The sequence below is a fragment of the Nocardia sp. NPDC049707 genome (genome assembly GCF_040674855.1).
In the GTDB taxonomy this organism is placed as follows: Bacteria; Actinomycetota; Actinomycetes; order Mycobacteriales; family Mycobacteriaceae; genus Nocardia.
The window spans coordinates 334087-357400 of record NZ_JBFANN010000001.1 but is presented as its reverse complement, the minus strand read 5'-3'; the positions used below and the strand labels follow the sequence as shown (position 1 = coordinate 357400).

Below are 23314 nucleotides of genomic sequence, written 5' to 3'. Positions count from 1 at the left end.
GCGGGCTGTCCCGACGCGGGTGCTCGCGCCGCGGTTCCCGGCGCGAGCAGATTGCGGATTACACCGGGCAGGCGTCCACCCGCCAGTCGGTCGGCGTGAACTGCTCGATGTGGATGCGTTGCTCGGGCACACCGAGTGCCAGCACCTGTGCACGCACCGACTCCAGGAATCCGGGGCTGCCGCAGACATAGAAATCGGCGTCGGTGGGCAGGCCGACCGATGACAGGTCGAGAAGCCCGTGATGGGCGCCATCGGCGTTCTGCTCGTACCAGAGTTCCACCGTGGTGGCGCGCAGCCGGGTACCCAGCTCCCGCAGACGCGCCCGCAACGGATGCGTCTGCGGCGAACGATCGGCGTGCAGCACGACGGTGCGCCGGTCCGGGCTGTTGACCGCGAGGTGTTCGAGGATTCCGATCATCGGTGTCGCGCCGATACCGGCCGAGATCAGCACCAGCGGGGTGGTAGCCGCGGTGTCGATGACAATATCGCCGAACGGGAGCGTGACCTCCAGTGCGTCGCCGGGCCGCACGGTCTGATGCAGCCATGACGAGACCTCGCCCGCCGGGCAACCATCCTCGGCATCGATCCGTTTCACTGCGAAGGACAGCATGCCCTCGCCCGGCGCGTTCACCAAACTGTACTGACGCAACTGCCTGGCGCCGTCAGGTAGCCGCGCGCCGACCGAAATGTATTGGCCTGGTAGAAAACTCGGCAGTGGTGCGGACGAATCGGCGGATTCGACAGTGAAAACAGCGACACCGGACGACGATTCGTCGGTGCGGTCGACAACGGTGACATCCCGGAACACATTGCCCGGCTCGACCCCGGCCGTCACGTAGAGCTGCTTCTCCAAGTCGATCAATATGTCGGCCATCAGCCAATAGACGCGATCCCAGGCCGCCGCTACCGGCGCGGTGACGACGTCCGCGCCGAGCACCTCCACGATCGCAGCGAACAGGTTGTCGTGCACGATGTGGTACTGCTCGGCGGTGATGCCGAGCGAGGCGTGCTTATGGCCGATACGCGCGAGCATGGCGGCCGGATGCGGGAGTTGTGGGTCGACCAGATAGGTGGCGAAGGTCGCGATGGATGCGGCCAAGGCCCGGGCCTGGGAGCCCTGCGACTGGTTGCCGCGATTGAACACGTCGCGGATCAGTTCGGGATGGTTGCCGAACAGGGTTCGATAGAACACCGTGGTGATCGCATCCACCTGTGCGCCGACCAAAGGCAATGTGGCGCGGATTACTTCAGCGTGATGCGCTTCGAGTTCCGGTTCGCTACGGACCGTGCTGTTCATGACAACTCCTTGTTCACAGAACCGCCCGCCGCAGATGTGGCGAGCAGACGCAGCAATCCGGCCGTCGGCGCGTCGACGAGTTCCTCGAGGGTGTACCGATTCAATTCCCGGTAGAACGCCTCCTTGGCCTCGGCCAGCGCTCGGCGTAACCGGCAACCGCTCACCAGCGGGCACGGATGGTCACCTTCGCAGACGACCACCTCCCGATCACCCTCCAGTTCTCGGATCAACCACCCGATCGAGACCGAGCGCCCGGCCTCGGTGAGAAACAACCCTCCCGTGCGACCGCGCTGTGCCTGCACCAGGCCGAGATCGATCAGTCGAGAAACCGCCTTGGCCACGTGGTGTTCGGAAGCATTCACTTGCCGTGCGATGAGTCGTGTCGTCACCCGGCCGTCGGCCTCGTCACTCACCGCCAACCGCATGATGGCCCGCAAGCCGATATCGGTAAACCGTGAGAGCTGCATGATCTCGACGCTACCGGCGGGCAACCACCGCCACATCCCCCAGCGACGGTGTCCTTAATTACGCGATATTGTGCGGTTTTTGGTCCAGGGACAATGCCCCGTTACCGGACCTGTCACCTTTGCGGGGGATGCACATCACATGCCTGGCATCCGAGCGGACACCAGCGCCGCATCTCGGCCCGCCGGCCCCGGTTGCCCATGCCGGTAACCGGCTATTGCTACCCCGTAGTCCCCGGAATCGCGGTCGCGTCGCGTCGGACTTCGATCAGGGTGCGGTATGGGTCAGGGCGGCGGCTACGCGGTGGGCGGCGGCGGTGCCGGAGGCGACGCAGGCGGGGACGCCGACGCCATGGAGGTAGGCGCCTGCTATGGCGAGTCCGTCGAAATCGGCTGTGGTGGATTCGATTTCGGCGACGCGGTCGAGGTGGCCAGGGGCGTATTGGGCGAGGCCACCGGGCCAGCGTTGCACTACGGCGGAGATCGGTTCGATGGTGGCGCCGGTGACGGCGGCAAGGTCTTCGGTGGCGGCCGCGATCAGGTCGGCGTCGGACCACGTTTGCGTGGAGTCGTCGCCGAATTTGCCGAATGAGGCTCGGACGGCGGCGGTTTCACGTTCGGCGAGGTGGGTCCACTTGCGACTCGACAACGTGAAGGCCTTGGCACGCAAGGGTTCTCCCGTTGCGACCAGAATGCCGGAGTTCTGTGGCAGTGCGGTGTCACACGGAAGAGCAAGGGCCACAACGACGGACGAGGACAGTTCGATGCCAGCGGCGGCCGATGCGGCGGCGGGCGCGAAGGGACGCAGCAGGTTCGCGGTCACCGGGGCAGGTGTCGCGAGCACCACCGCGTCCACCGCGCCGACCGGCTCGAGTACCCAGCCGTGGGTCGCACGGGTCAGGTGGGTGGCCGAGGTCGCGGTGACGAATTCCGCCCCGGACTTCGTGGCCAATGTGTCCAAGAGGACCCGGTAGCCGTCGCGAAGGCCGCCGAAAACCGGCACGTTCGAGGGCGGCGGCATGGCGGCGGCCACCGCCTCGGCGAGGCTCGACACACCGTTGTCGAGGGCGGCGGCCAGGGTCGGCAGTGCGGCGCGCACCCCGATGGAGCGCGAACTGCCCGCATAGACGCCACCGAGCAGCGGATCGACGCTGCGCTCGGCGACCTGTGCGCCGAACCGGTCGGCGACCAGGCTGTAGACATCGATATCGGCGTCCGGATACCAGGCCAGCGGCCGCCGCGACTCCGCATCGATCCGCTCGAGCGTCTCGGCATCGACCAATCCGCGCATCGACTCGGCATCCGACGGAATGCCCATCAATGTGCGTTCTGGCAGCGGATGGGCACTTCCCTGCGCCCAGACCAGCGGCCGCAACCCCGCGGGCACCACCAACTGCGACTCCAGCTGGAGCTCACGCAGCAGCGCGGGCACCTCCGGCCGCCGCCCGACGAACGCCTCCGCCCCGAGATCCAAAGGCTCCCCGGCCAATTCGCCGGTATACAGAATTCCGCCCAGCCGCGTGCCCCGATCGATGACCACGATCTCCGCCCGCGCCCCCAGCAGCCCCCGTAAGCGGTATGCCGCGACAAGCCCGCTGATCCCGCCACCGACCACCGCGATTCTCATGTCGCGACCGTAACTCTCGCCCGAATCCGCACCGCTCACGACCCTCGTATTCGTGACCGAGCACACCATCCACACCGTATTCCTACGGCTTCCCACCTGACGCTCAGGCAGAGCGAACCCAACCTCCCGAAATTACTTCTGTCACACGGCCATCAACTGCCCGCAATAGGTGCAACCTGCGAGGCAGCCACTGGGTGTGCGACGCCGTCATTCGCTTGCGGAGGCGGTCAGGCCGCACCGAGGATGATCAGGTCTACATGGTCGCGGGTGTGGTCGGTGGCGAAGTGCTCGTCTTCTGCTGCCATCCATTGCTCCCACAGTGGCAGGGTGTGGGCACCGTCACGTTCGAGACCGCGTGCCAGACGCAGCGCGCGGGGTGTGTCGATCCAAACTGCGAGCGATAGCCGATCGCGGACGGCGGCGCGGGCCGAGGAGACGCCTTCGAGAATGAGCACTCCCCCAGGCGCGACATCGTGCCATTCGACCAGAGCCCGCTTGTCCCAGTCGAATCGCTGATATCGGCCGGGACGGCCCTGCGCGATCGGTTCGAGTACCTGCTCCTCGAGCCGTGCCCACCACGGGAGTTCGTTGTTTCCGTCGGCGAAGTCGTCGGTATGTACCACCTGCGCATCGCACAACACCGCCAAAGACGCTGCGAACGTCGACTTTCCGGCCCCGGCCGGTCCGTCCACGGCCACCAGGCGGGTCGAACCGAGTCGCGGCGCGGTGGTGGCGACCCGACCCGCGACCTGCTCGATCGCCGGACTCCTACTCAACGGCACAAGTCGGCCGCGGATCAGCAGCCATGACTAATCCGTCACAGTTCGTGGACGAGTTGCACCAGGGCGGTCAGCACGCCGGGATCGGTATCGGGCAGCACACCGTGTCCGAGGTTGAAGATATGACCGGCCGCGCCCATGGTGATCGCCTCATCGGCCTCGTGTGCGATGCGCCGCGCCTCGGCTTCGACAGCGGCGGATCCGGCGAACAGAACGGCGGGATCCAGGTTGCCCTGCAACGCTTTTCCGGGTCCGACCCGCCGCACCGCCTCGGTCAGCGGCACCCGCCAATCGACGCCGACGACATCGGCGCCCGCCTCCCCCATTGCGCCGAGCAGTTCACCGGTCCCGACGCCGAAGTGGATCCGCGGCACCCCGGCGGCGGCGACCTCCGCGAATACTCGCTCCGAATGCGGCAGCACGAATTCGCGATAGTCGGCCAGCGAGAGCGCTCCGGCCCAGGAATCGAACAACTGCACCGCGTCCACGCCGGCGGCCAACTGCGCCTGCAGGAAAGCGATGGTGATATCGGTCAGGACGCCGAGCAACTCGTGCCACGTCGCCGGGTCGGCGTGCATCATCGCCTTGGTGCGCTCGTGATTCTTACTCGGACCACCCTCGACCAGGTACGACGCCAGCGTGAACGGCGCACCTGCGAAGCCGATCAGCGGTGTGTCGCCGAGCGCGTCGGTCAGCAGCTTCACCCCGTCGGTCACCGCGCCCACCTCTTCGGGCCGCAGCCGCGGCAGCGCGCGCACATCCGCGATGGTGCGCACCGGCTCGGCGATCACCGGCCCGACACCGGCCACGATATCGAGATCGATACCGGCGGCCTTGAGCGGAACGACGATGTCGGAGAACAAGATCGCCGCATCGACACCGTGGCGCCGGATCGGTTGCATGGTGATCTCACACACCAGCTCCGGATCGAAGCACGACTCCAACATGCCGATGCCCTTGCGCAGTTCCCGGTACTCGGGCAGCGACCGACCGGCTTGCCTCATGAACCACACCGGACGACGGCTCGGTGCGGCGCCGGTGGCGGCGGCCAGGAACGGGGCATCGGTCAACCGGCGGCGGGTGTGAGTGCTCATCACGCCTATCGTATGCGGCCCGCAGGGCCCGCTAGCGGCGCGCCTCCGACTGCACGAGGCACGCAAGGTCTACCGTCGGTTCCGTGACACCGCTCGACTTCCGCGACGGAGCCGCACCGACCGAAGAACCCAACGGCGAGCCAGCTCAGTTTCGCGCCGCGGTCGATGCGATGGGTACCGCAACCGTGCACCCTCGAATCGAGCTGGCACCGATCCGACCCCCACAACGCCTGGCACCGTTTTCGTACGCACTGGGCGCGGAAGTCAAACACCCCGAAACAAATGTGGTGCCGGTCGATTCCGAGGGCGACGCCTTCGGCAGGCTGATCCTGCTGCACGATCCCGACGGCGCCGAGGCCTGGCACGGTGTCTTCCGCTTGGTCGCCTACATCCAGGCCGATATCGATGCCGCATTGGCCACCGACCCGCTGCTGCCGGAGGTCGCCTGGAGCTGGCTGGTCGACGCACTCGAATCCCGGGGCGAACCGTTCACCGCACTCGGCGGCACCGTCACCTCCACCAGTTCGGTGCGCTACGGCGATATCGCTGGACCACCGCGCGCACACCAATTGGAGCTGCGCGCCTCTTGGACCGCAATGACCACCGATATGCGCCCGCATGTGGAAGGCTTCTGCGAAGTACTGGCCTATGCGGCCGGTTTGCCGCCTGCTGGAATCACCCATCTGCGACCGGAGTCGTATACCAGCAACGACCACACCTGATCGCCACGTAAAGTTCAGGTTTATGTCGTTAGCAGACGAGTCCGAGCAAAGCAACATGCCACCAGAAAGCACAGCGGAACCGCTGCTCGTGCCTGCCGACGGTGTGCCGCCCGTGCTCGTCACCGCCGATGAGGTCGCCGAGGCCGCCGCTCGGCTCGCGGCAGGCACCGGTCCGCTGGCCGTCGATGCCGAACGCGCCTCCGGTTTCCGGTACTCGGCACGTGCATATCTGATCCAGTTGCGGCGGGCGGGTGCGGGCACTTTCTTGATCGATCCGATTCCGGTCGCCGATGCGCTCGCACCGCTGGCCAGCGTGATCAACGATCTGGAGTGGGTACTGCATTCGGCAGATCAGGATCTGCCCGGACTCGCCGAACTCGGTCTGCGCCCCGCGCGGCTGTTCGACACCGAATTGGGTGGCCGACTGGCCGGTTTCGAGCGCGTCGGACTGGCGGCCATGGTGGAGCGACTGCTGGGCCGGGCGCTGCGCAAGGGGCACGGAGCGGCCGACTGGTCGACCCGGCCGCTACCCGATGATTGGCTGAACTACGCGGCACTCGATGTCGAATTGCTGCTCGAGCTGCGCGACGAGGTGGCTACCTCGCTCGATGCCCAGCACAAGACCGACTGGGCCGCACAGGAATTCGAGCATGTCCGGATCACCGAACCCGGCACGCCGAAGGCCGACCGCTGGCGGCGTACCTCCGGCATCCACACCTTGCGCCGCACTCGCCAACTGGCCATCGTGCGCGAACTGTGGAACACCAGGGATACCCTTGCCCGCACCCGTGATATCGCACCCGCCCGCATTCTCCCGGACGCCGCGATCGTCGCCGCCGCGAATGCCGAACCGCGCACGATCGCCCAACTGCGCACACTGCCGGTCTTCGGCGGACCACGCCAACGCCGCTACTCCCGTGACTGGCTTGCCGCCATCGACCGCGGGCGCACCCTCGCTGATACCGACCTGCCACCGCTGACCCAACCGTTCGAGGGACCGCCGCCGGTGAACCGCTGGGAGCGCCGCGATCCGGCCGCCGCGGCTCGGCTGGTTCGAGCGCGCACGGCGATGGGCGAACTGTCCACCGAGTACGCGATTCCGGTGGAGAATCTGCTGTCCCCCGACCTGGTACGCCGTTTGTGCTGGGACGGACTCCCCGATTACGACCGCGTCGGCGAGCCGGACGACCTATCCGCCACGATCGATGGATTCCTCAAGTCGGGCGGTGCCCGGCCGTGGCAGCGCGAACTCGCCATCCCCCGGCTCGTCGCCGCCTTGACCCCGACCCCTGACGAGTAGGCCGCGCCTCGACTTACCGCATTCTCGACGGTCTGCTCGAACACTTGCAGGCCCTCCTCCATGGCCGCGCCGAATGCGTCGGCGAGTTCGTGCGGCAGGGTGTCGTGGATCCAGACGAAACGGCTGCCGTTGATCCTCGGCGCTATTGCACCCGGACAGGCCATCACCCCCTGGGGACAACGCACCGCCGAAACGGACCGGCACCGGGGAACGACCACTGTCCACCGAGCGCGCGATCACCGGTCGAACGCACCGATGACGGTGCCGCCCAGCCCCAGTCGGCACCGAGCAGCAAGCTCGCTCAGCGCGCGTCGAGCCAACCCGAGATGCGGCGGGCGATATCAGGGGCGGTCAGCCCGAGTTCCTCGTGCACCTCATTGCGCGATGCGTGGTCCAGGAAGTGCTGCGGCACACCGAGATCGCGGGTCGGCACATCCAACCCCGCGCCGCGCAACCGAGCGGAGACGGCGGAGCCGATGCCGCCCTGCAAACCGCCGTCTTCCAGAGTCACCACGAGACGGTAATTTTCAGCGAGTTTGACGACGGTATCGGAAACCGGCAGCACCCAACGCGGATCGATGACGGTGACCGAAATGCCTTCCGGCTCCAGCAGATTCGCCACCGCGACCGCAGTCGATGCGAAAGGCCCGACCGCGACAAGCAACACATCACCACGCTGAGCTCGGGCAGAGCCGCCGTCACGCTCGGGCAGCCGCAGCACATCGACACCGTCGAGCCGCTCGACGGCCGAAATATCCTCGGCCACACTGCCCTTCGGGAAACGAATGGCGGTCGGTCCGTCATTCACCGCGAGCGCCTCGGCCAACTCCGCACGCAAAGTCGCCGCATCGCGCGGGGCCGCGACACGCATGCCGGGGATGATGCCGAGCACCGCCAGATCCCACATGCCATTGTGCGAGGCGCCGTCCGGGCCGGTGATTCCGGCACGATCCAGCACCACCGTCACCGGCTGCTTCAGCAGCGCGACATCCATCAGCAACTGATCGAAGGCACGGTTGAGGAACGTCGAGTAGATCGCCACCACCGGATGCATGCCGCCGAGGGCGAGTCCGGCGGCCGAGGCCATCGCATGCTGTTCGGCAATGCCGACATCGAACATCCGCTCCGGGAAGCGTTCCCCGAATGCGGCCAGACCGGTCGGTCCGGGCATGGCCGCGGTGATCGCGACGATATCGTCACGCTTCTCCGCATGCGCGATCAGCTCCTCGGAGAACACCGAGGTCCAGCCGAGCGCCTTCGGCCCGCCGAGCGGTCGGCCGGTAAGCGGATCAATCGGATCGCAGGCGTGCATCTGGTCCGCGACGTGATTCTCGGCATGCGAGTATCCGCGCCCCTTCTGCGTCACTACATGCACGATCACCGGCCCGCCGAAATCCTTTGCTCGACGCAGCGCGGCCTCCAACGCGACGGTGTCGTGACCGTCCACCGGCCCGACATACTTGAGCCCGAGATCACTGAACAGCTCCTGCGGGCTCACCGCATCCTTGATCCCGGCTTTCACCGCATGCACCATCGAGTACGCGGACTCACCGACGCCCGGTATGCTTTTCAGGATCCGCTTACCCGCATCCAGCGCATGCTCGTAGGCGGGCTGGGTCCGCAGCGCGGTCAACCGGTCGGCGAGGCCGCCGATGGTCGGCGCGTAGGAGCGGCCGTTGTCGTTGACCACCACGACGACGGGCCGGTTCGGTGCGGCGGCGATATTGTTCAGCGCCTCCCAGCACATACCACCAGTCAGCGCGCCGTCGCCGACAACCGCGACCACATGCCGGTCCTGCCCGGTCAGCGCGAAGGCCTTCGCCAAACCGTCGGCATAGGACAGCGAGGCCGAGGCGTGCGAGGACTCAACCCAGTCGTGGGCGCTCTCGGATCGGCTCGGGTAGCCCGACAACCCACCCTGCTTGCGCAGCGTATCGAACTGACCCTTGCGACCGGTGAGGATCTTGTGCACGTAGGCCTGATGCCCGGTGTCGAAGATCAACGGATCGGCCGGCGAGTCGAAGATCCGATGCAGTGCGATCGTCAGCTCGACCACACCGAGATTAGGGCCGAGGTGCCCGCCGGTGACGGCGACCTTCTGCACCAGGAACTCGCGAATCTCCTCCGCCAGTTCACCCAATTCAGCAACGGTGAGCCGTCGCAAATCTTCGGGTGTATCGACCCGGGAAAGCACTCCCACGTGAACTCGCTCCCTCCGGATAACGCATCTGATGCGATCAGTCTACGGAGCCGCGCCAGCGGCTCCGCACGACAATGCCTAGCCACCAGTCGACTTCACGCGGAAGTGTGAGCCTCCACACGAATCGCCGACCCATCCGAAGACATGCTCGGGCGGACGAGTTTCGCCGGTCCGCCCAACGTTACCCAGCTTAGAGTGGACCTGTGGCCCTGCCCGAGCAGAAGGTTTCGCACACGGCCGACCCCGGCGTCGTGGCACGCATTGTCACCGATGTCTACGAATTGTGCCGCGCCGACGATTCCGGGGAACTCGCCGACTACATCCCCGAACTGGCTGCCGTACAACCCGATTCGTTCGGACTGTGCCTGGCCACCGCGGATGGGCGCGTCTACGGTACCGGCGACGTCAGCACCGAGTTCACCATCCAGTCGATCTCCAAACCCTTCACCTACGCGCTCGCACTGGCCGATCGGGGCATCTCGGCCGTCGACGAACACATCGATATCGAACCCTCCGGCGACGCGTACAACGAGATCAGCCTGGACCCGGTGACCGAACGCCCACGCAATCCGATGATCAACGCCGGCGCCATCACCGCGGCCGCACTCATCAACGGCCACGATCCGACCGACCGCTTCGAACGCATCCGGCGCTGCTACTCGCGCTTTGCCGGCCGCGAACTCAGCATGAACGAGGCGGTGTACGCATCGGAGGCACGCACCGGATTCCGCAATCGCGCCATCGGCTACATGCTGCGCTCCTTCGGCGTCATCGAATCCGATCCGGACGACGCGGTCGACCGATACTTCCGGCAGTGCTCGATCGATGTCACCTGCCGCGACCTCGCACTGATGGCCGCGACCCTGGCCAACAACGGACTCAACCCGCTGACCCACGAACGTGCGCTCACCGCGACGCTCACCGAACGCGTGCTCAGCGTGATGACCACCTGCGGCATGTACAACGCCGCCGGCGACTGGGTGGCCACTGTCGGCCTACCCGCCAAGAGCGGTGTCGGCGGCGGCATCCTGGCCGTACTGCCCGGCCAGATCGGCATCGCGGTCTACTCCCCTCGGTTGGATCCACACGGCAACAGCGTGCGCGGTGTCGCGGCCTGCCGGGCCCTTTCGCAGCGGCTCGAATTGCACTTCCTGCACGTCACTCGGTCCGCGCGCACCGCGATCCGGGCCGCGTACACGGTGGCCGAGGTGCCGTCGCGGCTGCGACGCACTACCGATGAGTTGGACGTGCTCGCCGAATACGGGCACCGGGCCCGCGTCTACGAACTGCACGGCGACCTACTCTTCGCGGGTGCGGAGCGGACGGTGCGCGTGATCGAGGAGCAGGCGCGCGAATTGGAGGCACTGGTCGTGGACCTGCGGCGGGTCGGTGAGGTGAGCGGGATCGCGGTGCGGATGCTCGATGCGCTGCAGTCCGAACTCGCCGCGACCGGATGCCGCGTCGCGATTGTCGACCCGGACGGCAAACTGGGGCATCTGGTCTCCAGCCTGGATCCGGCCGACCCGCGCGGGCGGGTATTCATCGATCGCGATATCGCGACCGAATGGTGCGAGGACATCGTCCTCGACCACCATCGGCCCGCCGACGAACCGGCGTGCACGTCCCTGCCGATCGAGGACCACCCCGCGCTCGCGGCACTCGCGCCGGACGATCGCGCTCGGCTGGCCAAGGATTTCGAGGTGCGCACCATCGCTCGCGGCGAGGTCATCGCCGAGCGCGGCAGCACCCGCTCCGGTTTGTATCTGATTCTCGAGGGCCGGGTCCGGATCACCTTCGAGGGTACGGATGCCCGAATCCATCGGCTGGTATCACTTACGGCGGGAATGTCTTTCGGCGAGATCCCGATGCTGGTCGGGACACCGTTCGTGAACGAGGCACGTGCCGAAAGTCTGGTGCGCGTCGCAGTGCTGCGCCCGGGCCGGTTCGACATGCTGACCGAGCGAGCACCAGCACTGAAGCTCGCCCTGCTGGAGCGACTGGCCGCGGGCGCGTATGCGCAGATGGATGCGGCCGTGCGCGCGATCGCCGTGCGCGGCGGCGATTATTGACCGGTTTCACCCGGCCCGAGGGGACATTTTCGAAGCAGCGAACGTTGCATCGGAAACCGATGAAGTCAGGAGAGCGCTGTGAGCAAGAACAAGTCCCACGACACCGCGGGCACGGTCACGACCTTCGGGTCCGGCAGCGCCCGTGCCACCCCGGATCTGATGCACGTCACCATTTCCATCGAAACCCGGGCCAGCAAGGTCGCGCTGGCCTACGGTCAGGCCGGTGAGCGCGTCGCCGCCGTCACCGATTCGCTGCGCTCCGATGGCGTTCCCGGCACCGATATCGCCACCAGCGGACTGTCGGTGCGCACCGAAACCGTCTGGCTCGAAGGCGGTGGCTCCAAGATCACTGGCTACATCGCGACCACCGATCTCACCGTCGTGCTGCGCGATATCGGCGAAACGGCCGATCCAGGCCCCGCCACGATCATCGCCAACTGTGTCGACGCCGGTGGTGACGATGTCCGCCTCGGCGGTCTCGACCTCGGTTTCACCGATCGGGAGAGCCTGCTCATCCGCGCTCGCGATGCCGCTTGGGACAACGCACTCGCCAAGGCCGAACAGTATGCGGGCCGTGCGCAGCGCACCCTCGGACCGGTCCTGGAGATCACCGAGAACACCACCTCCGCCCCGCCCGCCACGCCGCGGCTCATGGCCGTGTCGGCCCCGCTGAACGAGTCGTACGGCGGTGCGCCGGTTCCCGTAGAACTCGGCGAATCCGAAATCTCGGCGACCATCCGCGCGACCTGGCAGCTCGGCTGATTCGATCTGACCTAACTCTTGCTTGGGTATGGTGAGGGCCCATCGTGTCTGGTCAGGGGTCCGCATGTCGTTCGTGCTCATCGAGGCCGCGACCGCGATGGGCAGGGACTGAAGTCCGGCCGGTGGCTACCTACCGGGGCGCTGCCGATGATGCCGATTCCGGTGCTCGAAGTGCTGGCGGTATGGCGCTATCGCGGTCCCGGGGTGAGTTGGTTTTCCTGGTCTCGACGAATGCCGCCATGGGATTCCACCTGATCTTGATCAGCCTGTGCGGGCCATGGCATGACGGTCAACGCTCGAGGAGGGCGAGGCATTCGACGTGGTGGGTGGCCGGGAACGCATCGAAAGCGCGCAGCTCGGCGAGGTGGTAACCAGCCGACCGGTAGAGGCCGAGGTCACGGGCGAAGGCGGCCGGATCGCAGCCGATGTGGATGATGCGGGACGGGCCGCTGGTGGTCACGGCGGTGACGACCTCTTTACCCGCGCCCGCGCGGGGTGGATCCAGGACGACCACATCCGGGGCGGCGCTACTGGCGTGTTCGGCCAGCCAGTGTTCGACACGCTGGACGCGCAGGTCGAGCCAGGGCAGATCGCGCAGCGCGGCATTGCCGTCCGCGACCGCGGACCGCGTAGATTCCACCGCGAGCACCGAACCGGTCGGACCGACCTGTCCGGCCAACGCGGCCGCGAAAACCCCGACGCCGCTGTACAGATCCCAGGCCCGCCCCCCGAAACCGAGCCCGGCCCACCCAGCGACCAGATCCGAATAACATTGCGCCGCACCACGATGCGCCTGCCAGAACCCGGTCGCCGCCAGCTCCCACCGCCGCCCGGCCACATATTCGACCGTCCGACCGCTTCCGCCCATCACCCACTCGTCCCGAGCCGCATGCGTCGCCGCCCGCCGCGCCGCAGCCCGCCGCCGAACCCCCTCGCCCCCAACCGATCCGGGCCGATCGCTGCCACGCGAGCCGTCACCGTCGTCGGGACGCCGCCGTTCCGACCCATCCCGATGGCCTTCGTCACGGTGCCCACGTGCGCCGGTATGCGGCCATTCGGCACTGCTTCGGTCGCCACCGGGTCCCCGCGCCGCGCCGCGCCGTTTTCCTGAGCTGCGGTCTGTCTCCCGTTTGCCGCGCCGATCCCCACCTGGGGCCGAGGGCCGTTCACTCCCACGCTCGGCCCGACCCGCGACCGTTGACGGGGCCAGCTCGACGATGTGTCGTATCCCATCACCGTCCACCGCGATCACCAGATCCGCGCCGGGCGTCCACAGTCGGTCCGCGATACCATCCATCGCACCCGGAACCGGCTGGGGGCAGCGCAGATCGGTGATCACTTCGGTACTGCGGTATCCGTGCACTCCGGCTCGCCCCTCGGCGTCGACGGCCAAGCGCACGCGGGTGCGCCAGCCACCGGTGGCGTCGGCCGGATATCCGGCGATCGGCTCCACGACGATATCCCGTTCGATTCCCGCGATGCGACGCAACTGCTCCGCGACCACCGCCGCCTTCAGTGCCCGCTGCGCAGCCGGGGTGGCGAAGGAGAAATCGCAGCAGCCCGCGCCACCGGGACCCGAAACAGGACATGTGGCGGGGACGCGATCCCGGGATGGCTCCAGAATCTCGATCGCATCGGCCCGGCAGAACGAACCCCCGCGATCTTCGGTGACCCGCACTCGAACCAGCTCATCGGGCAGCCCATGGCGCACGAAGACCACCCGGCCCTCATGCCGTGCGACACAGAATCCGCCGTGCCCGGGGGGACCGAGCCGCACCTCGAAGGTGTTCGAGCGCCAGTCGGTCATCCTCGGTCCTCATACCCGCGCCGCACCGCACCCGGCGCATTCACCACACCCGCCTGCCTGGCCTTCGCGGACGACGTCAGCTGCCACGGCACACTCGTCACCATGACACCCGGCTCGAACAGCAACCTGCCCTTCAGCCGCAACGCGCTCTGGTTGTGCAGAATCTGCTCCCACCAGTGTCCGACAACGTATTCCGGAATGAATACGGTCACCACATCGCGCGGCGAATCGCGCCGCACCCGTTTGACGTAATCCAGTACCGGCTTGGTGATTTCGCGATAGGGCGATTCGATCACCTTGAGCGGCACCGTGATATCGCTGCGCTCCCACTCCCGCACCAGTGCCCTGGTATCGGCGTCGTCGACGTTCACCGTCACCGCCTCCAAGGTATCGGGGCGAGTCGCGCGTGCGTACGACAACGCCCGACGCGTCGGCAGGTGCAGTTTGGATACCAACACGATCGAATGCGACCGACTCGGTAGCACGCCGTCCCATTCGTGCTCATCGAGTTCGCGAGAAACCGAATCGTAGTGCCGCCGAATGAGTTTCATCACAGCGAAGATCGCAACCATGGTGCAGATCGCGATCCAGGCGCCGGCGAAGAACTTGGTGATCAGCACGATGACCAGCACCGTCCCGGTGGCGCTGAGCCCGATCGCGTTGATCACCCGCGAACGCATCATCCGCGCTCGCTGCGATGGATCGGTTTCGGTGCGCAACAACCGGGTCCAGTGCCGCAGCATGCCGGTCTGGCTGAGCACGAACGAGACGAACACCCCGATGATGTACAGCTGGATGAGCTTGGTCACCTCGGCGCCGAACACCACGACGAACGCGACGGCCGCACCTGCGAGAAACAGGATGCCGTTGCTGAACGCCAACCGGTCGCCACGAGTATGCAACTGCCGCGGCAGGTAACGGTCCTGCGCCAGAATCGAACCCAGCACCGGGAAGCCGTTGAACGCGGTGTTCGCCGCGAGGACCAGGATCAGCGCGGTCACCGTGGTGATGAAGTAGAAGCCGAGCGGGAACCCGTGGAATATGGTCTCGGCCAGCTGCGCGATCAGCGTCTTCTGGTGATAGCCCGCGGGCGCGCCGATCAACTCGGATTCGTCGTGCGCGTACACGATCCCGATCTTCTGGGCCAGGATGATGATGCCCATGAGCAGTACGATCGCGATGCTGCCGAGCATCAGCAGCGTGGTCGCGGCATTGCGCGACTTGGGTTTCTGGAATGCGGGCACACCATTGCTGATCGCCTCGACGCCGGTCAATGCGGCGCAGCCGGAGGAGAACGACCGCGCGATCAGGAAGGCGAACGCGAGTCCGTATAGGTGCTCCTCCTCGGCATTGAGCTGGAAGCCCGCCGATTCGGCGCGCAGGTCGTCGCCGAGCACGAAGATGCGGAACAGTCCCCACCCCAGCATCGCGAACACGCCGAAGATGAAGGCGTAGGTCGGAATCGCGAAGGTGACACCCGATTCCCGGATGCCGCGCAGATTGATCGACGTCAGCACGGCGATGGCGACCACCGCGAACAACACCTTGTGGTCGGCGACAAACGGTATCGCCGACCCGATATTCGACGCCGCCGAGGAGATCGACACCGCCACCGTGAGCACATAGTCGACCAGCAGCGCACTGCCGACGGTGAGCCCGGCATTGGGCCCGAGATTCGTGGTGGCTACCTCGTAGTCACCACCGCCGGAAGGGTAGGCGTGCACATTCTGCCGGTAGCTGGCGACCACCACCGCCATCACGAATGCGACGGCCAGACCCACCCAGGGCGCATAGACGTAGGCCGAAATGCCTGCCGCCGAAAGGACGAGGAAGATTTCCTCCGGTGCGTACGCCACCGAGGACATCGCGTCGGAGGCGAACACCGGGAGTGCGATTCGCTTCGGCAGCAGGGTATGGCCCAGCGCATCGCTACGGAAAGGCCTGCCCAGCAGCACACGTTTGGCTGCCGTCGTCAACTTGGACACCGGATCGAGCATAGATCCCCGCAGGATGGAGCGCTCCCTCGGCCGGTTCGCGACGTATGTTTGGTCTACCGGCGGAGGGGGAAGTTGGGCCATGGAAACATCCGGCGGGTACGGTTCGATGCCGGAGAGAGCAAACCGAACGCCCTGCGGCGTGAGCTCACGGCCCGAAAGTGGAAGCTTGCGTAGCCACGCAGGGCTCGCGAGCGCCGCCAATTGAACACAGTTTCCAGGAACGAGGTTGCGGTGTACATAGTGATCATGGGTTGCGGACGGGTCGGCTCGTCGCTGGCACGCGCCCTGGTCCGAGTCGGCCATGAGGTCACCGTGATCGACCGGGACCCCAGCGCCTTCCTGCGCCTCGGCGAGGACTTCCCCGGCGAGCGGGTGGTCGGCGTCGGCTTCGACCGGGATGTGCTGACCCGCGCGGGAATCGAGCGGGCCGATGCCTTTGCCGCGGTCTCCTCCGGCGACAACTCCAACATCATCGCCGCGCGGGTGGCCCGAGAAACGTTCGGCGTGCAGCGCGTGGTCGCACGCATCTACGACGCCAAACGCGCCGCCGTCTACGAGCGCCTCGGCATTCCGACCATCGCCACCGTGCCATGGACCACCGACCGCTTCCTGACCACGCTGATCGGGGACGGTGGCACCACCACCTGGCGTGATCCGACGGGCACCGTCGCGGTGGCCCAATTGATATTGCACGAGGAGTGGTACGGGCGCACCGTGCGCGATCTGGAGCACACTGTGGGCGCCAGGGTCGCATTCATCATCCGGTTCGGTCAGGGCCTGCTGCCCGACAGCAAGACCGTGGTCCAAGCCGACGACATCGTCTATGTCGCAGCCACCTCCGGCTCCGTCGGCGAGGCCGTCGCCTTGGCCGGTAAGCCCCCAGCAAGCGAGGACTGAAATGAAAGTGGCGATCGCCGGAGCCGGCGCCGTCGGCCGATCGATAGCCAGGGAGCTATTGCGCGGCGGCCATCGGGTAATGCTGCTCGAGCGTCAGCTCGACCACATCGACCCCGCCGCCATCCCGGATGCCGTCTGGGTCCATGCCGATGCGTGCGAACTGGCGCTGCTCGAGGACGCGGGTCTGCAGACCTACGAGGTCGTCATCGCCGCTACCGGCGACGATAAAGCGAATCTGGTGCACAGCCTGCTCGCCAAGACCGAATTCGGTGTGCGCCGGGTGGTGGCGCGCGTCAACGACCCGCGCAATGAATGGCTCTTCGACGCGTCCTGGGGCGTCGATGTCGCGGTGTCGACGCCGCGGCTGCTCGCCTCGCTGGTGGAGGAGGCGGTCTCGGTCGGCGATCTGGTGCGGTTGATGACGCTGCGGCAGGGGCAGGCCAATCTGGTCGAGATCACCCTGCCCAGCGAGACTGCCTTGGCGGGCAGGCCGGTCCGCACGCTCACCCTGCCGCGCGACGCCGCACTGGTGACGATTCTGCGCGGCGGCCGGGTGATCGTGCCGCAGCCCGACGACCCCCTCGAGGGCGATGACGAGCTGTTGTTCGTGACCTCCGTGGAGGCCGAGGAAGACCTGCGGGTGGCGCTGGCCACGCACGACATCAAGCCCTGACTCCCCGACGGGGCTGATGCGGATCAGCTCCGACCTCAGGATGCGGCCGCGAGCTCCTTGCGCAGCTTGTTCAGGGCGCGATGCTGCATCACCCGAACCACGCCGGGACTGGTGCCGATGGCCTCGGCGGTCTGCGCCGCGGTCCAGCCGAGCACGATCCGCATCACCAGTACCTCGCGGTGGGCGGGGGCCAGGATTTTCATCAATTCCCGGGTGGCCTCGCGACGTTCGGACGCGATCGCCCATTCCTCCGGACCGGCGGCGGTCGATGCCCTATCGGGCACCTGGTCGACCGGGTACATCGGGTGCAGCTGCGAACGCCGGAACGCATCGGCCACTTTATTGGCCGCGATACCGTAGACGAAGGCCAAGAATGACTTGCCCTGATCGCGATAGCGCGGAATGGCGTTGACGGTGGCCAGCAGGATCTCCTGCCCCACATCGTCGGCCGTGACGTACAGATGTGCGGTGTTGCCAAGGCGCGCACCGCAATACCGGCGCACGATCGGGTGGATCAGCCGGATGATCTCGGCGACCGCCGCACGGTCGCCCGCGGCGGCCGGACCGATCAACTTTTCCAGTTCGGCCGATACTCGACGGCTCTCCGACAGGGCCGGATTGTGGTGGGGTTGTTTCTTCGACGGCGCCGCAATGTTGTGCTCGGTAGCCAACTTCCGAGTCCTTCCTCGTCGATCGTGCTTTCTTGCCTGCACTGATCGTCTGACGAACTCGATGGCCCAACCAGGCACCCCAGGGTGGGTACTCCCCCACCTCCGGCGGCGATTCGCTAACACCCCGGCGCGCCCCCTCGAAGACGGGGGCGGGAATCTCTAGGCCGTTTCGGCGGCCGTACCCCGGCTCACCGGCAGATGTCCGGCCCGGCGCACCGCCCACACGGTGACGGCCAGCGCGACGGCGGTCAGCGGCCAGCCCATCGCGATGCGCGCGAAGGCCAGCCAGCCGGTGCGATCGGTGTCGTAGAGCTGTGACTGCACCAGATAGCGCGCGCCGAACACGACCACCCAGGTGGTGGTCGCGAGGTCGTAGAGGCGCGCGACGCGGCGATCGGACCGCCATTCGGTGCCGTGGCCGTTGAGCACACCCCAGACCACGCCGACCAGCGGCCAGCGCACCAGCATCGACACCAGGAACACCCCGGCGTACACCAGGCTGGTGTAGATGCCGAACAGGAAGAAGCCCTTCGCCTCACCCATCCGATAGGCGATGAACGCGCAGATGCCCACTCCGAGAAAACCGGAGATCGCGGGCTGGATGGGGCTGCGCCGCACCAGTCGCCACACCAGAATCGCGGCGGCCACGCCGAGTGCCGACCAGATCGCCACAGTGAGCCCGGCAAAGGTGTTCACGGGCACGAAGACCAGCACCGGCAAGGTCGAGTAGATCAGGCCGCTGAAACCGCCCAACTGCTCGAGCAGGGTTTGTTCGGCCTCTTCGGTTTCCGCGTCGACGGAGCGATCCACGACGTCGGACGGGCCCGCGTCGAACGGCTCACGACCTCGGGGGTGGATCTCGGCGGCGTTCTCGTTGCTCGATGGCATACGTCAGCTGTTCTCACGCAGTTCGTAGTAGGGGTTGTAGATCACTTTACGGCCATCCCGGTCACCTACTCGACCGCGGACGAGGATTTTGCGTCCCGGTTCGATACCGGGAATACGTCGGCGACCGATCCACACCAGACTGATGGCATCGGTGCCGTCGAAGAACTCTGCCTGCACACTCGCGCCGACGGACTTCGGACACGCCTCGACACTGCGTAGTCGGCCGAGCATGGTGGCCTCGTCACCGCGCTGACAGTCCGAAGCCCGGCAGGCACCCGACGCATCGGCCGATTCGGCGAGTTCCTCGGCGTCCAGCTGATCGATATCTTCGGTCAGCCTGCGGCTCAGCCGGCGAAAATAACCTGAGGCAGCGGATGACATGTAACGCTCTCCTGCGTGGAGCAAGACGACGTGGGTCACACGTCATCGTGGTTGTTCCGGTAACGACCGGCTATTGGCCGTATACCCGCCACTGTAGATGCGCAACCCTCCCCCCGCTACGCTCGGACCGGTGTTCGACTCCCCACATTTCGCGCCGGACCGCGGCGGCCGCGCCTCGATCGCCGTGGCGTTGCCAGGAACCGGCTCGGATTCCGACTTCGCGCGCCGCGCCTTCGGACCGGCTTGTGCGGCACGCGGAATCGAATTCATCGCTGTCGAACCCGATCCATGCGGAGTAGTTGCCAGCTACCGGGCGGCGCTCGACGCAGCCGCCGACCGCGGCACGGTCCTGGCCACCGGGATCTCCCTCGGCGCGGCGGTCGCACTCGAATGGGCGGCGGAACATCCGGAGGCGGCAGCCGGCGTAGTGGCGGCGCTACCGGCCTGGACCGGACCCGATACCGCCGCCTGCCCGGCCGCGCTGAGCGCCGCCGCCACCGCGGCCCAGTTGCGTGCGGACGGTCTCGACACGGTCGTGGCACGGATGCGCGCGAGCAGCCCGCGCTGGCTCGCCGACGCGCTCACCCAGTCCTGGCATTCGCAATGGCCGCAACTGCCGGCGGCACTGCAGGAGGCGGCCGACTACAAGTGGCCCGATGCCGAACGCCTCGGCACCGTCGAGGTGCCCGTCGCGATCGTCACCGCCGTCGACGATCCGGTGCATCCGTTGTCGGTCGCCGAGGAATGGGCCGAGCTGATCCCGCGTGCCGCGTTGATCCGGATCACCCTCGATGAGCTCGGTGCGGATCCCGCGATTCTCGGAACCGCGGGACTCGCGGCGTTCTAGTTCAGACCGAGCTGCTGCATGGCGGAGCCGTCCGCGCCGCGGCGCGGTTCATTCGGCATGCTCGGCGGGACCAGCGGCTGGGGTGTGGGCTGGACAGCAGCCTGCTGTGCGGCCAGTGCCTGCTGCTGGGCCTCCACCTGCGCCTGATGCGCGGCGGCCAGTTGCTCGGCCAGCTCGGGTGGCAGCACGACGGCCAGCGGTTCACGCACCGGCATCGGATCCTCACCGCGTCGAATCACGGTCTCGGTCAAGATCGCTCGCGCGGCCCGCACCAGCGGAGCGCCGTCATCGGCCGCGCCCTGCGGACCCGCGGCCACCAGCCGCACCATCCATCGCGGACCATCCACCCCGATGAAGCGCAGATCCGCGCCCTCGGTGATGGCGAGCACTTCCCGGCCCCACGGTCCGGTCTCCACCGCGACCCTGGCGCCGTCCTTGCGTAGCGATTCGGCGAGATCCGCTGCCACCGAACGCCATTGGCCTGCCGACTTGGGCGCGGCATAGGCCGCGACGGTGATCCGACCGTGTTCGGTCGCCAGGTGCACCGCCTGCGGCGTGCCGTCCGGAGTCATCTCGACCTGCAATTGGCCACCCGGTGGCACCGGCAGGATCACCGAGCCCAGATCGAGCCGCTGATCGGAGACATTGTCCAGCAGCTCGGCGACCTCGTCGTAGTCGTACGGGCCGGATTTCGGCATCTCCGCGACGTCGTCATCGTCGTAGTCGTCATCCGGTTCGTCGTCGTAATCGGGTTCGTCACGGTAGTGCGCAGCGATGTAGCCGGCTGGGACGATCGGATTCTCGTCGGTGATCGGATCGATAATGGGGTGCTCGTCCGTGATCGGATCGATGATGGGATTCTCGTCCGTGATCGGCTCATCGTCGTAATCCGCGTCGCCGTACGCGCCGTATCGGTCGGCGTAATCGTCGTCGTAACGATCCTCGGCGTACTCGTCACGTCCGCCGGAATTGCGTCTGTTCCCGAACATTCCCATCATGCCTCCTTGCCGAGCGTGCCCTCGTCGGCCGGCGCGGCCAGACTCGCGTGGCCACCGCTCGACCCATATCCGCCCGCACCCCGTGTGGTGTCGTCGAGGACATCGACCTCCACGAAATCGACCAGTTCCACCCGCTGCACCAGCAGCTGCGCGATCCGATCGCCGCGACGCAATTCGATCGGGGTGCGCGGATCGTGATTGATCAGGCACACCTTGATTTCGCCCCGATAGCCCGCATCGACGGTGCCCGGCGTATTCACCACGGACAGACCGGTTTTCGCGGCCAGTCCGGACCTGGGATGGATCAGGCCGACCGTGCCGACCGGCAGTGCGACCGCGACGCCGGTGCCGACCAGCACACGTTCCCCCGGTTCGATGATGACGTCCTCTGTGGTGCACAGGTCCACGCCCGCGTCGCCGTGGTGGGCACGCGTCGGCACCGGAATGCCGGGATCAAGTCGCAGCAAAGGTATCGGTGCAAGGGCGCTCATGATTGCGCCTCGCTGACGCTCGACTCCGTCATAACCGCCCAGGCGGCTGTGTTGATTAATCGCTCGCTGCGCTCGCTCACATTGCCCGAGCCTACGCGTACGCCCTCGACCTCAGTGAATTAGTGTTGAGTCGTGTCGGACCAGCCCAACCAAGTGACTATGGACCAACAACCCCGAAGCTTCGAGCCCTACCGCGAGCGCCTGTGGGTGCCGCTGTGGTGGTGGCCGATCGCGTTCGCCATCACGGGGCTGCTAGCCGCCGAAATCCATGCGGGCGCACCAGGTCTGCGCGCCTGGTTGCCCTACGCGTTGCTGTTTCCGGTGCCGGTGTGGGTGTTGTTGTGGCTGAGCCGCCATCGGGTGGAGGTCGCCGAGGATGCCTCCGGCATCCGTGAAATCCGCTCCGATCGCGCACATCTGCCGGTGAGTTTCGTGGCCAAATCGGCCACGGTGGCCCCCACCGCCAAGAGCGCGGCGCTGGGCCGCCAGCTCGACCCCGCCGCCTATGTCCACCATCGGCCATGGGTGGGGCCGATGGTGCTACTTGTGCTCGACGACCCGGATGATCCGACGCCGTACTGGCTGATCAGTACGCGACGGCCGGACCGGGTCTTGGCCGCGCTTGGCATACCTGGCTGAAGCCGGGCGTGCCGAGCGCGGGCTGGGCCGTTGATCTCGGTCTGGAGATCAGATCTCACGCCGGAGATCAGGCTGCACAGTCCATGCAGATCAGCTGACCGCCACTGTCACTGGCCAGCCTGCTCCGGTGATGGACCAGGAAACAGCTGGAACAGGTGAACTCGTCGGCCTGCTTCGGGATCACCCGAACTGTCAGAACCTCCTCGGACAAGTCCGCGCCGGGAAGCTCGAACGACTCCGCGGTATCGGATTCGTCGATATCCACGACGGCGGACTGTGCCTCGTTGCGACGAGCCTTCAGCTCCTCCAGCGAATCTTCCGACACTTCGTCGGATTCAGTGCGCCTCGGTGCGTCATAGTCGGTTGCCATGTCGTCTTCCCCTCGTCCTTACTACGTATATCCCGGACCGGGCCACTCACCCCGATTCTCTCGAATCGGAATGACCAGCACCGCCCCGCCAGTGGTGCACGTCACACGTACACCGGTCCCCTATCAGGGCGGACCATGCGGACCCACCTTTGATAGCGCTCGGTAAACGCAGGACATGCCCTTCTTGTTCCCGCGACCGACCACCGATTCAGGCTGCGGTGATTCGATCTGGGCCGCCAGACAATAGCGGACGCCACGGCAAAAGTCGCAATCAAAACACAGACGATTCGAAACTGAGTGGTAATCGACACCAACCGTGAGCTCACCGAGACCTTACGCAC

22 protein-coding genes are annotated in these 23314 nt (G+C 66.7%); 8 read left to right on the top strand and 14 right to left on the bottom strand.

What is annotated here, in order from left to right:
• Nucleotides 1-58: 58 nt before the first annotated feature.
• From AB0J29_RS01785 to hemE, 5 genes are all read right to left on the bottom strand, one after another.
• On the bottom strand, nt 59-1297 hold the full coding sequence (locus AB0J29_RS01785; protein ID WP_364777488.1) for a hemin transporter: 1239 nt from the start codon (nt 1295-1297) through the stop codon (nt 59-61).
• Nucleotides 1294-1764, bottom strand: a complete 471-nt coding sequence (locus AB0J29_RS01780; protein WP_364777485.1) for an Rrf2 family transcriptional regulator — start codon at nt 1762-1764, stop codon at nt 1294-1296. Before AB0J29_RS01780 ends, AB0J29_RS01785 begins: the two co-directional genes overlap by 4 nt.
• 265 nt (nt 1765-2029) lie before the next feature.
• Nucleotides 2030-3388, bottom strand: coding sequence for a protoporphyrinogen oxidase (locus AB0J29_RS01775; RefSeq protein ID WP_364777482.1), 1359 nt, complete (start codon nt 3386-3388; stop codon nt 2030-2032).
• A 227-nt stretch (nt 3389-3615) separates the two neighbouring features.
• The gene (locus AB0J29_RS01770; RefSeq protein WP_364777479.1) at nt 3616-4164 is read right to left on the bottom strand and encodes an aminodeoxychorismate synthase; all 549 of its coding nucleotides are present in this window, start codon (nt 4162-4164) and stop codon (nt 3616-3618) included.
• Between the two features lie 41 nt (nt 4165-4205).
• On the bottom strand, nt 4206-5270 hold the full coding sequence (gene hemE, locus AB0J29_RS01765; protein ID WP_364777910.1) for a uroporphyrinogen decarboxylase: 1065 nt from the start codon (nt 5268-5270) through the stop codon (nt 4206-4208).
• Between the two features lie 161 nt (nt 5271-5431).
• On the opposite strand from hemE, the gene AB0J29_RS01760 reads away from it, so the two are divergent.
• On the top strand, nt 5432-5983 hold the full coding sequence (locus AB0J29_RS01760; RefSeq protein ID WP_364777907.1) for a DUF3000 domain-containing protein: 552 nt from the start codon (nt 5432-5434) through the stop codon (nt 5981-5983).
• A 22-nt stretch (nt 5984-6005) separates the two neighbouring features.
• Complete coding sequence (locus tag AB0J29_RS01755; RefSeq protein WP_364777476.1) at nt 6006-7283, top strand: HRDC domain-containing protein; 1278 nt, start codon at nt 6006-6008, stop codon at nt 7281-7283.
• A gap of 301 nt (nt 7284-7584) precedes the next feature.
• Here the strand turns inward: AB0J29_RS01755 and dxs are convergent, their stop codons facing one another.
• Entirely contained in the window at nt 7585-9483 is a 1899-nt protein-coding gene (gene dxs, locus AB0J29_RS01750) for a 1-deoxy-D-xylulose-5-phosphate synthase (protein WP_364777472.1), read from the bottom strand.
• Nucleotides 9484-9734: 251 nt separating this feature from the next.
• On the opposite strand from dxs, the gene glsA reads away from it, so the two are divergent.
• Together glsA and AB0J29_RS01740 are read left to right on the top strand one after the other, a co-directional pair.
• Nucleotides 9735-11552, top strand: a complete 1818-nt coding sequence (gene glsA, locus AB0J29_RS01745) for a glutaminase A (protein ID WP_364777904.1) — start codon at nt 9735-9737, stop codon at nt 11550-11552.
• Between the two features lie 78 nt (nt 11553-11630).
• A complete protein-coding gene (locus tag AB0J29_RS01740; RefSeq protein WP_364777469.1) occupies nt 11631-12314 on the top strand; it encodes an SIMPL domain-containing protein in 684 nt (227 codons plus the stop codon).
• A 289-nt stretch (nt 12315-12603) separates the two neighbouring features.
• On the opposite strand, the gene AB0J29_RS01735 is transcribed toward AB0J29_RS01740, so the two are convergent.
• Nucleotides 12604-14121 (bottom strand): TRAM domain-containing protein, encoded by a 1518-nt coding sequence (locus AB0J29_RS01735; protein WP_364777467.1) that lies wholly within the window; start codon nt 14119-14121, stop codon nt 12604-12606.
• Nucleotides 14118-16106, bottom strand: a complete 1989-nt coding sequence (locus tag AB0J29_RS01730; RefSeq protein WP_364777465.1) for an APC family permease — start codon at nt 16104-16106, stop codon at nt 14118-14120. The genes AB0J29_RS01735 and AB0J29_RS01730 overlap by 4 nt, the downstream gene beginning before the upstream one ends.
• Before the next feature lie 243 nt (nt 16107-16349).
• Between AB0J29_RS01730 and AB0J29_RS01725 the strand changes: the two genes are divergently transcribed.
• Nucleotides 16350-17015: a TrkA family potassium uptake protein gene (locus tag AB0J29_RS01725; RefSeq protein WP_364777462.1), complete on the top strand. Its 666-nt coding sequence runs from the start codon at nt 16350-16352 to the stop codon at nt 17013-17015.
• 1 nt (nt 17016) lies between these two features.
• Nucleotides 17017-17688, top strand: a complete 672-nt coding sequence (locus AB0J29_RS01720) for a TrkA family potassium uptake protein (RefSeq protein ID WP_364777459.1) — start codon at nt 17017-17019, stop codon at nt 17686-17688.
• Nucleotides 17689-17723: 35 nt separating this feature from the next.
• Here the strand turns inward: AB0J29_RS01720 and shbA are convergent, their stop codons facing one another.
• From shbA to AB0J29_RS01705, 3 genes are all read right to left on the bottom strand, one after another.
• Nucleotides 17724-18359 carry an RNA polymerase sigma factor ShbA gene (shbA, locus tag AB0J29_RS01715; RefSeq protein WP_364777456.1) on the bottom strand — a complete coding sequence of 212 codons (636 nt, stop codon included), beginning with the start codon at nt 18357-18359 and terminating at the stop codon, nt 17724-17726.
• A gap of 159 nt (nt 18360-18518) precedes the next feature.
• On the bottom strand, nt 18519-19247 hold the full coding sequence (locus AB0J29_RS01710) for a DUF3159 domain-containing protein (RefSeq protein WP_364777453.1): 729 nt from the start codon (nt 19245-19247) through the stop codon (nt 18519-18521).
• Between the two features lie 3 nt (nt 19248-19250).
• On the bottom strand, nt 19251-19628 hold the full coding sequence (locus AB0J29_RS01705) for an OB-fold nucleic acid binding domain-containing protein (protein WP_040692536.1): 378 nt from the start codon (nt 19626-19628) through the stop codon (nt 19251-19253).
• A 130-nt stretch (nt 19629-19758) separates the two neighbouring features.
• On the opposite strand from AB0J29_RS01705, the gene AB0J29_RS01700 reads away from it, so the two are divergent.
• The gene (locus tag AB0J29_RS01700; RefSeq protein WP_364777450.1) at nt 19759-20475 is read left to right on the top strand and encodes an alpha/beta hydrolase; all 717 of its coding nucleotides are present in this window, start codon (nt 19759-19761) and stop codon (nt 20473-20475) included.
• Here AB0J29_RS01700 and AB0J29_RS01695 read toward each other — a convergent pair.
• Together AB0J29_RS01695 and dut are read right to left on the bottom strand one after the other, a co-directional pair.
• Nucleotides 20472-21470, bottom strand: coding sequence for a DUF3710 domain-containing protein (locus tag AB0J29_RS01695; protein ID WP_364777901.1), 999 nt, complete (start codon nt 21468-21470; stop codon nt 20472-20474). The genes AB0J29_RS01700 and AB0J29_RS01695 overlap by 4 nt on opposite strands.
• On the bottom strand, nt 21470-21964 hold the full coding sequence (gene dut, locus AB0J29_RS01690; RefSeq protein WP_364777447.1) for a dUTP diphosphatase: 495 nt from the start codon (nt 21962-21964) through the stop codon (nt 21470-21472). The genes AB0J29_RS01695 and dut overlap by 1 nt, the downstream gene beginning before the upstream one ends.
• A gap of 159 nt (nt 21965-22123) precedes the next feature.
• Between dut and AB0J29_RS01685 the strand changes: the two genes are divergently transcribed.
• Nucleotides 22124-22603, top strand: a complete 480-nt coding sequence (locus tag AB0J29_RS01685; protein WP_364777444.1) for a DUF3093 domain-containing protein — start codon at nt 22124-22126, stop codon at nt 22601-22603.
• Nucleotides 22604-22670: 67 nt separating this feature from the next.
• Here the strand turns inward: AB0J29_RS01685 and AB0J29_RS01680 are convergent, their stop codons facing one another.
• On the bottom strand, nt 22671-22973 hold the full coding sequence (locus AB0J29_RS01680) for a DUF4193 domain-containing protein (RefSeq protein ID WP_364503266.1): 303 nt from the start codon (nt 22971-22973) through the stop codon (nt 22671-22673).
• Nucleotides 22974-23314 lie beyond the last annotated feature (341 nt).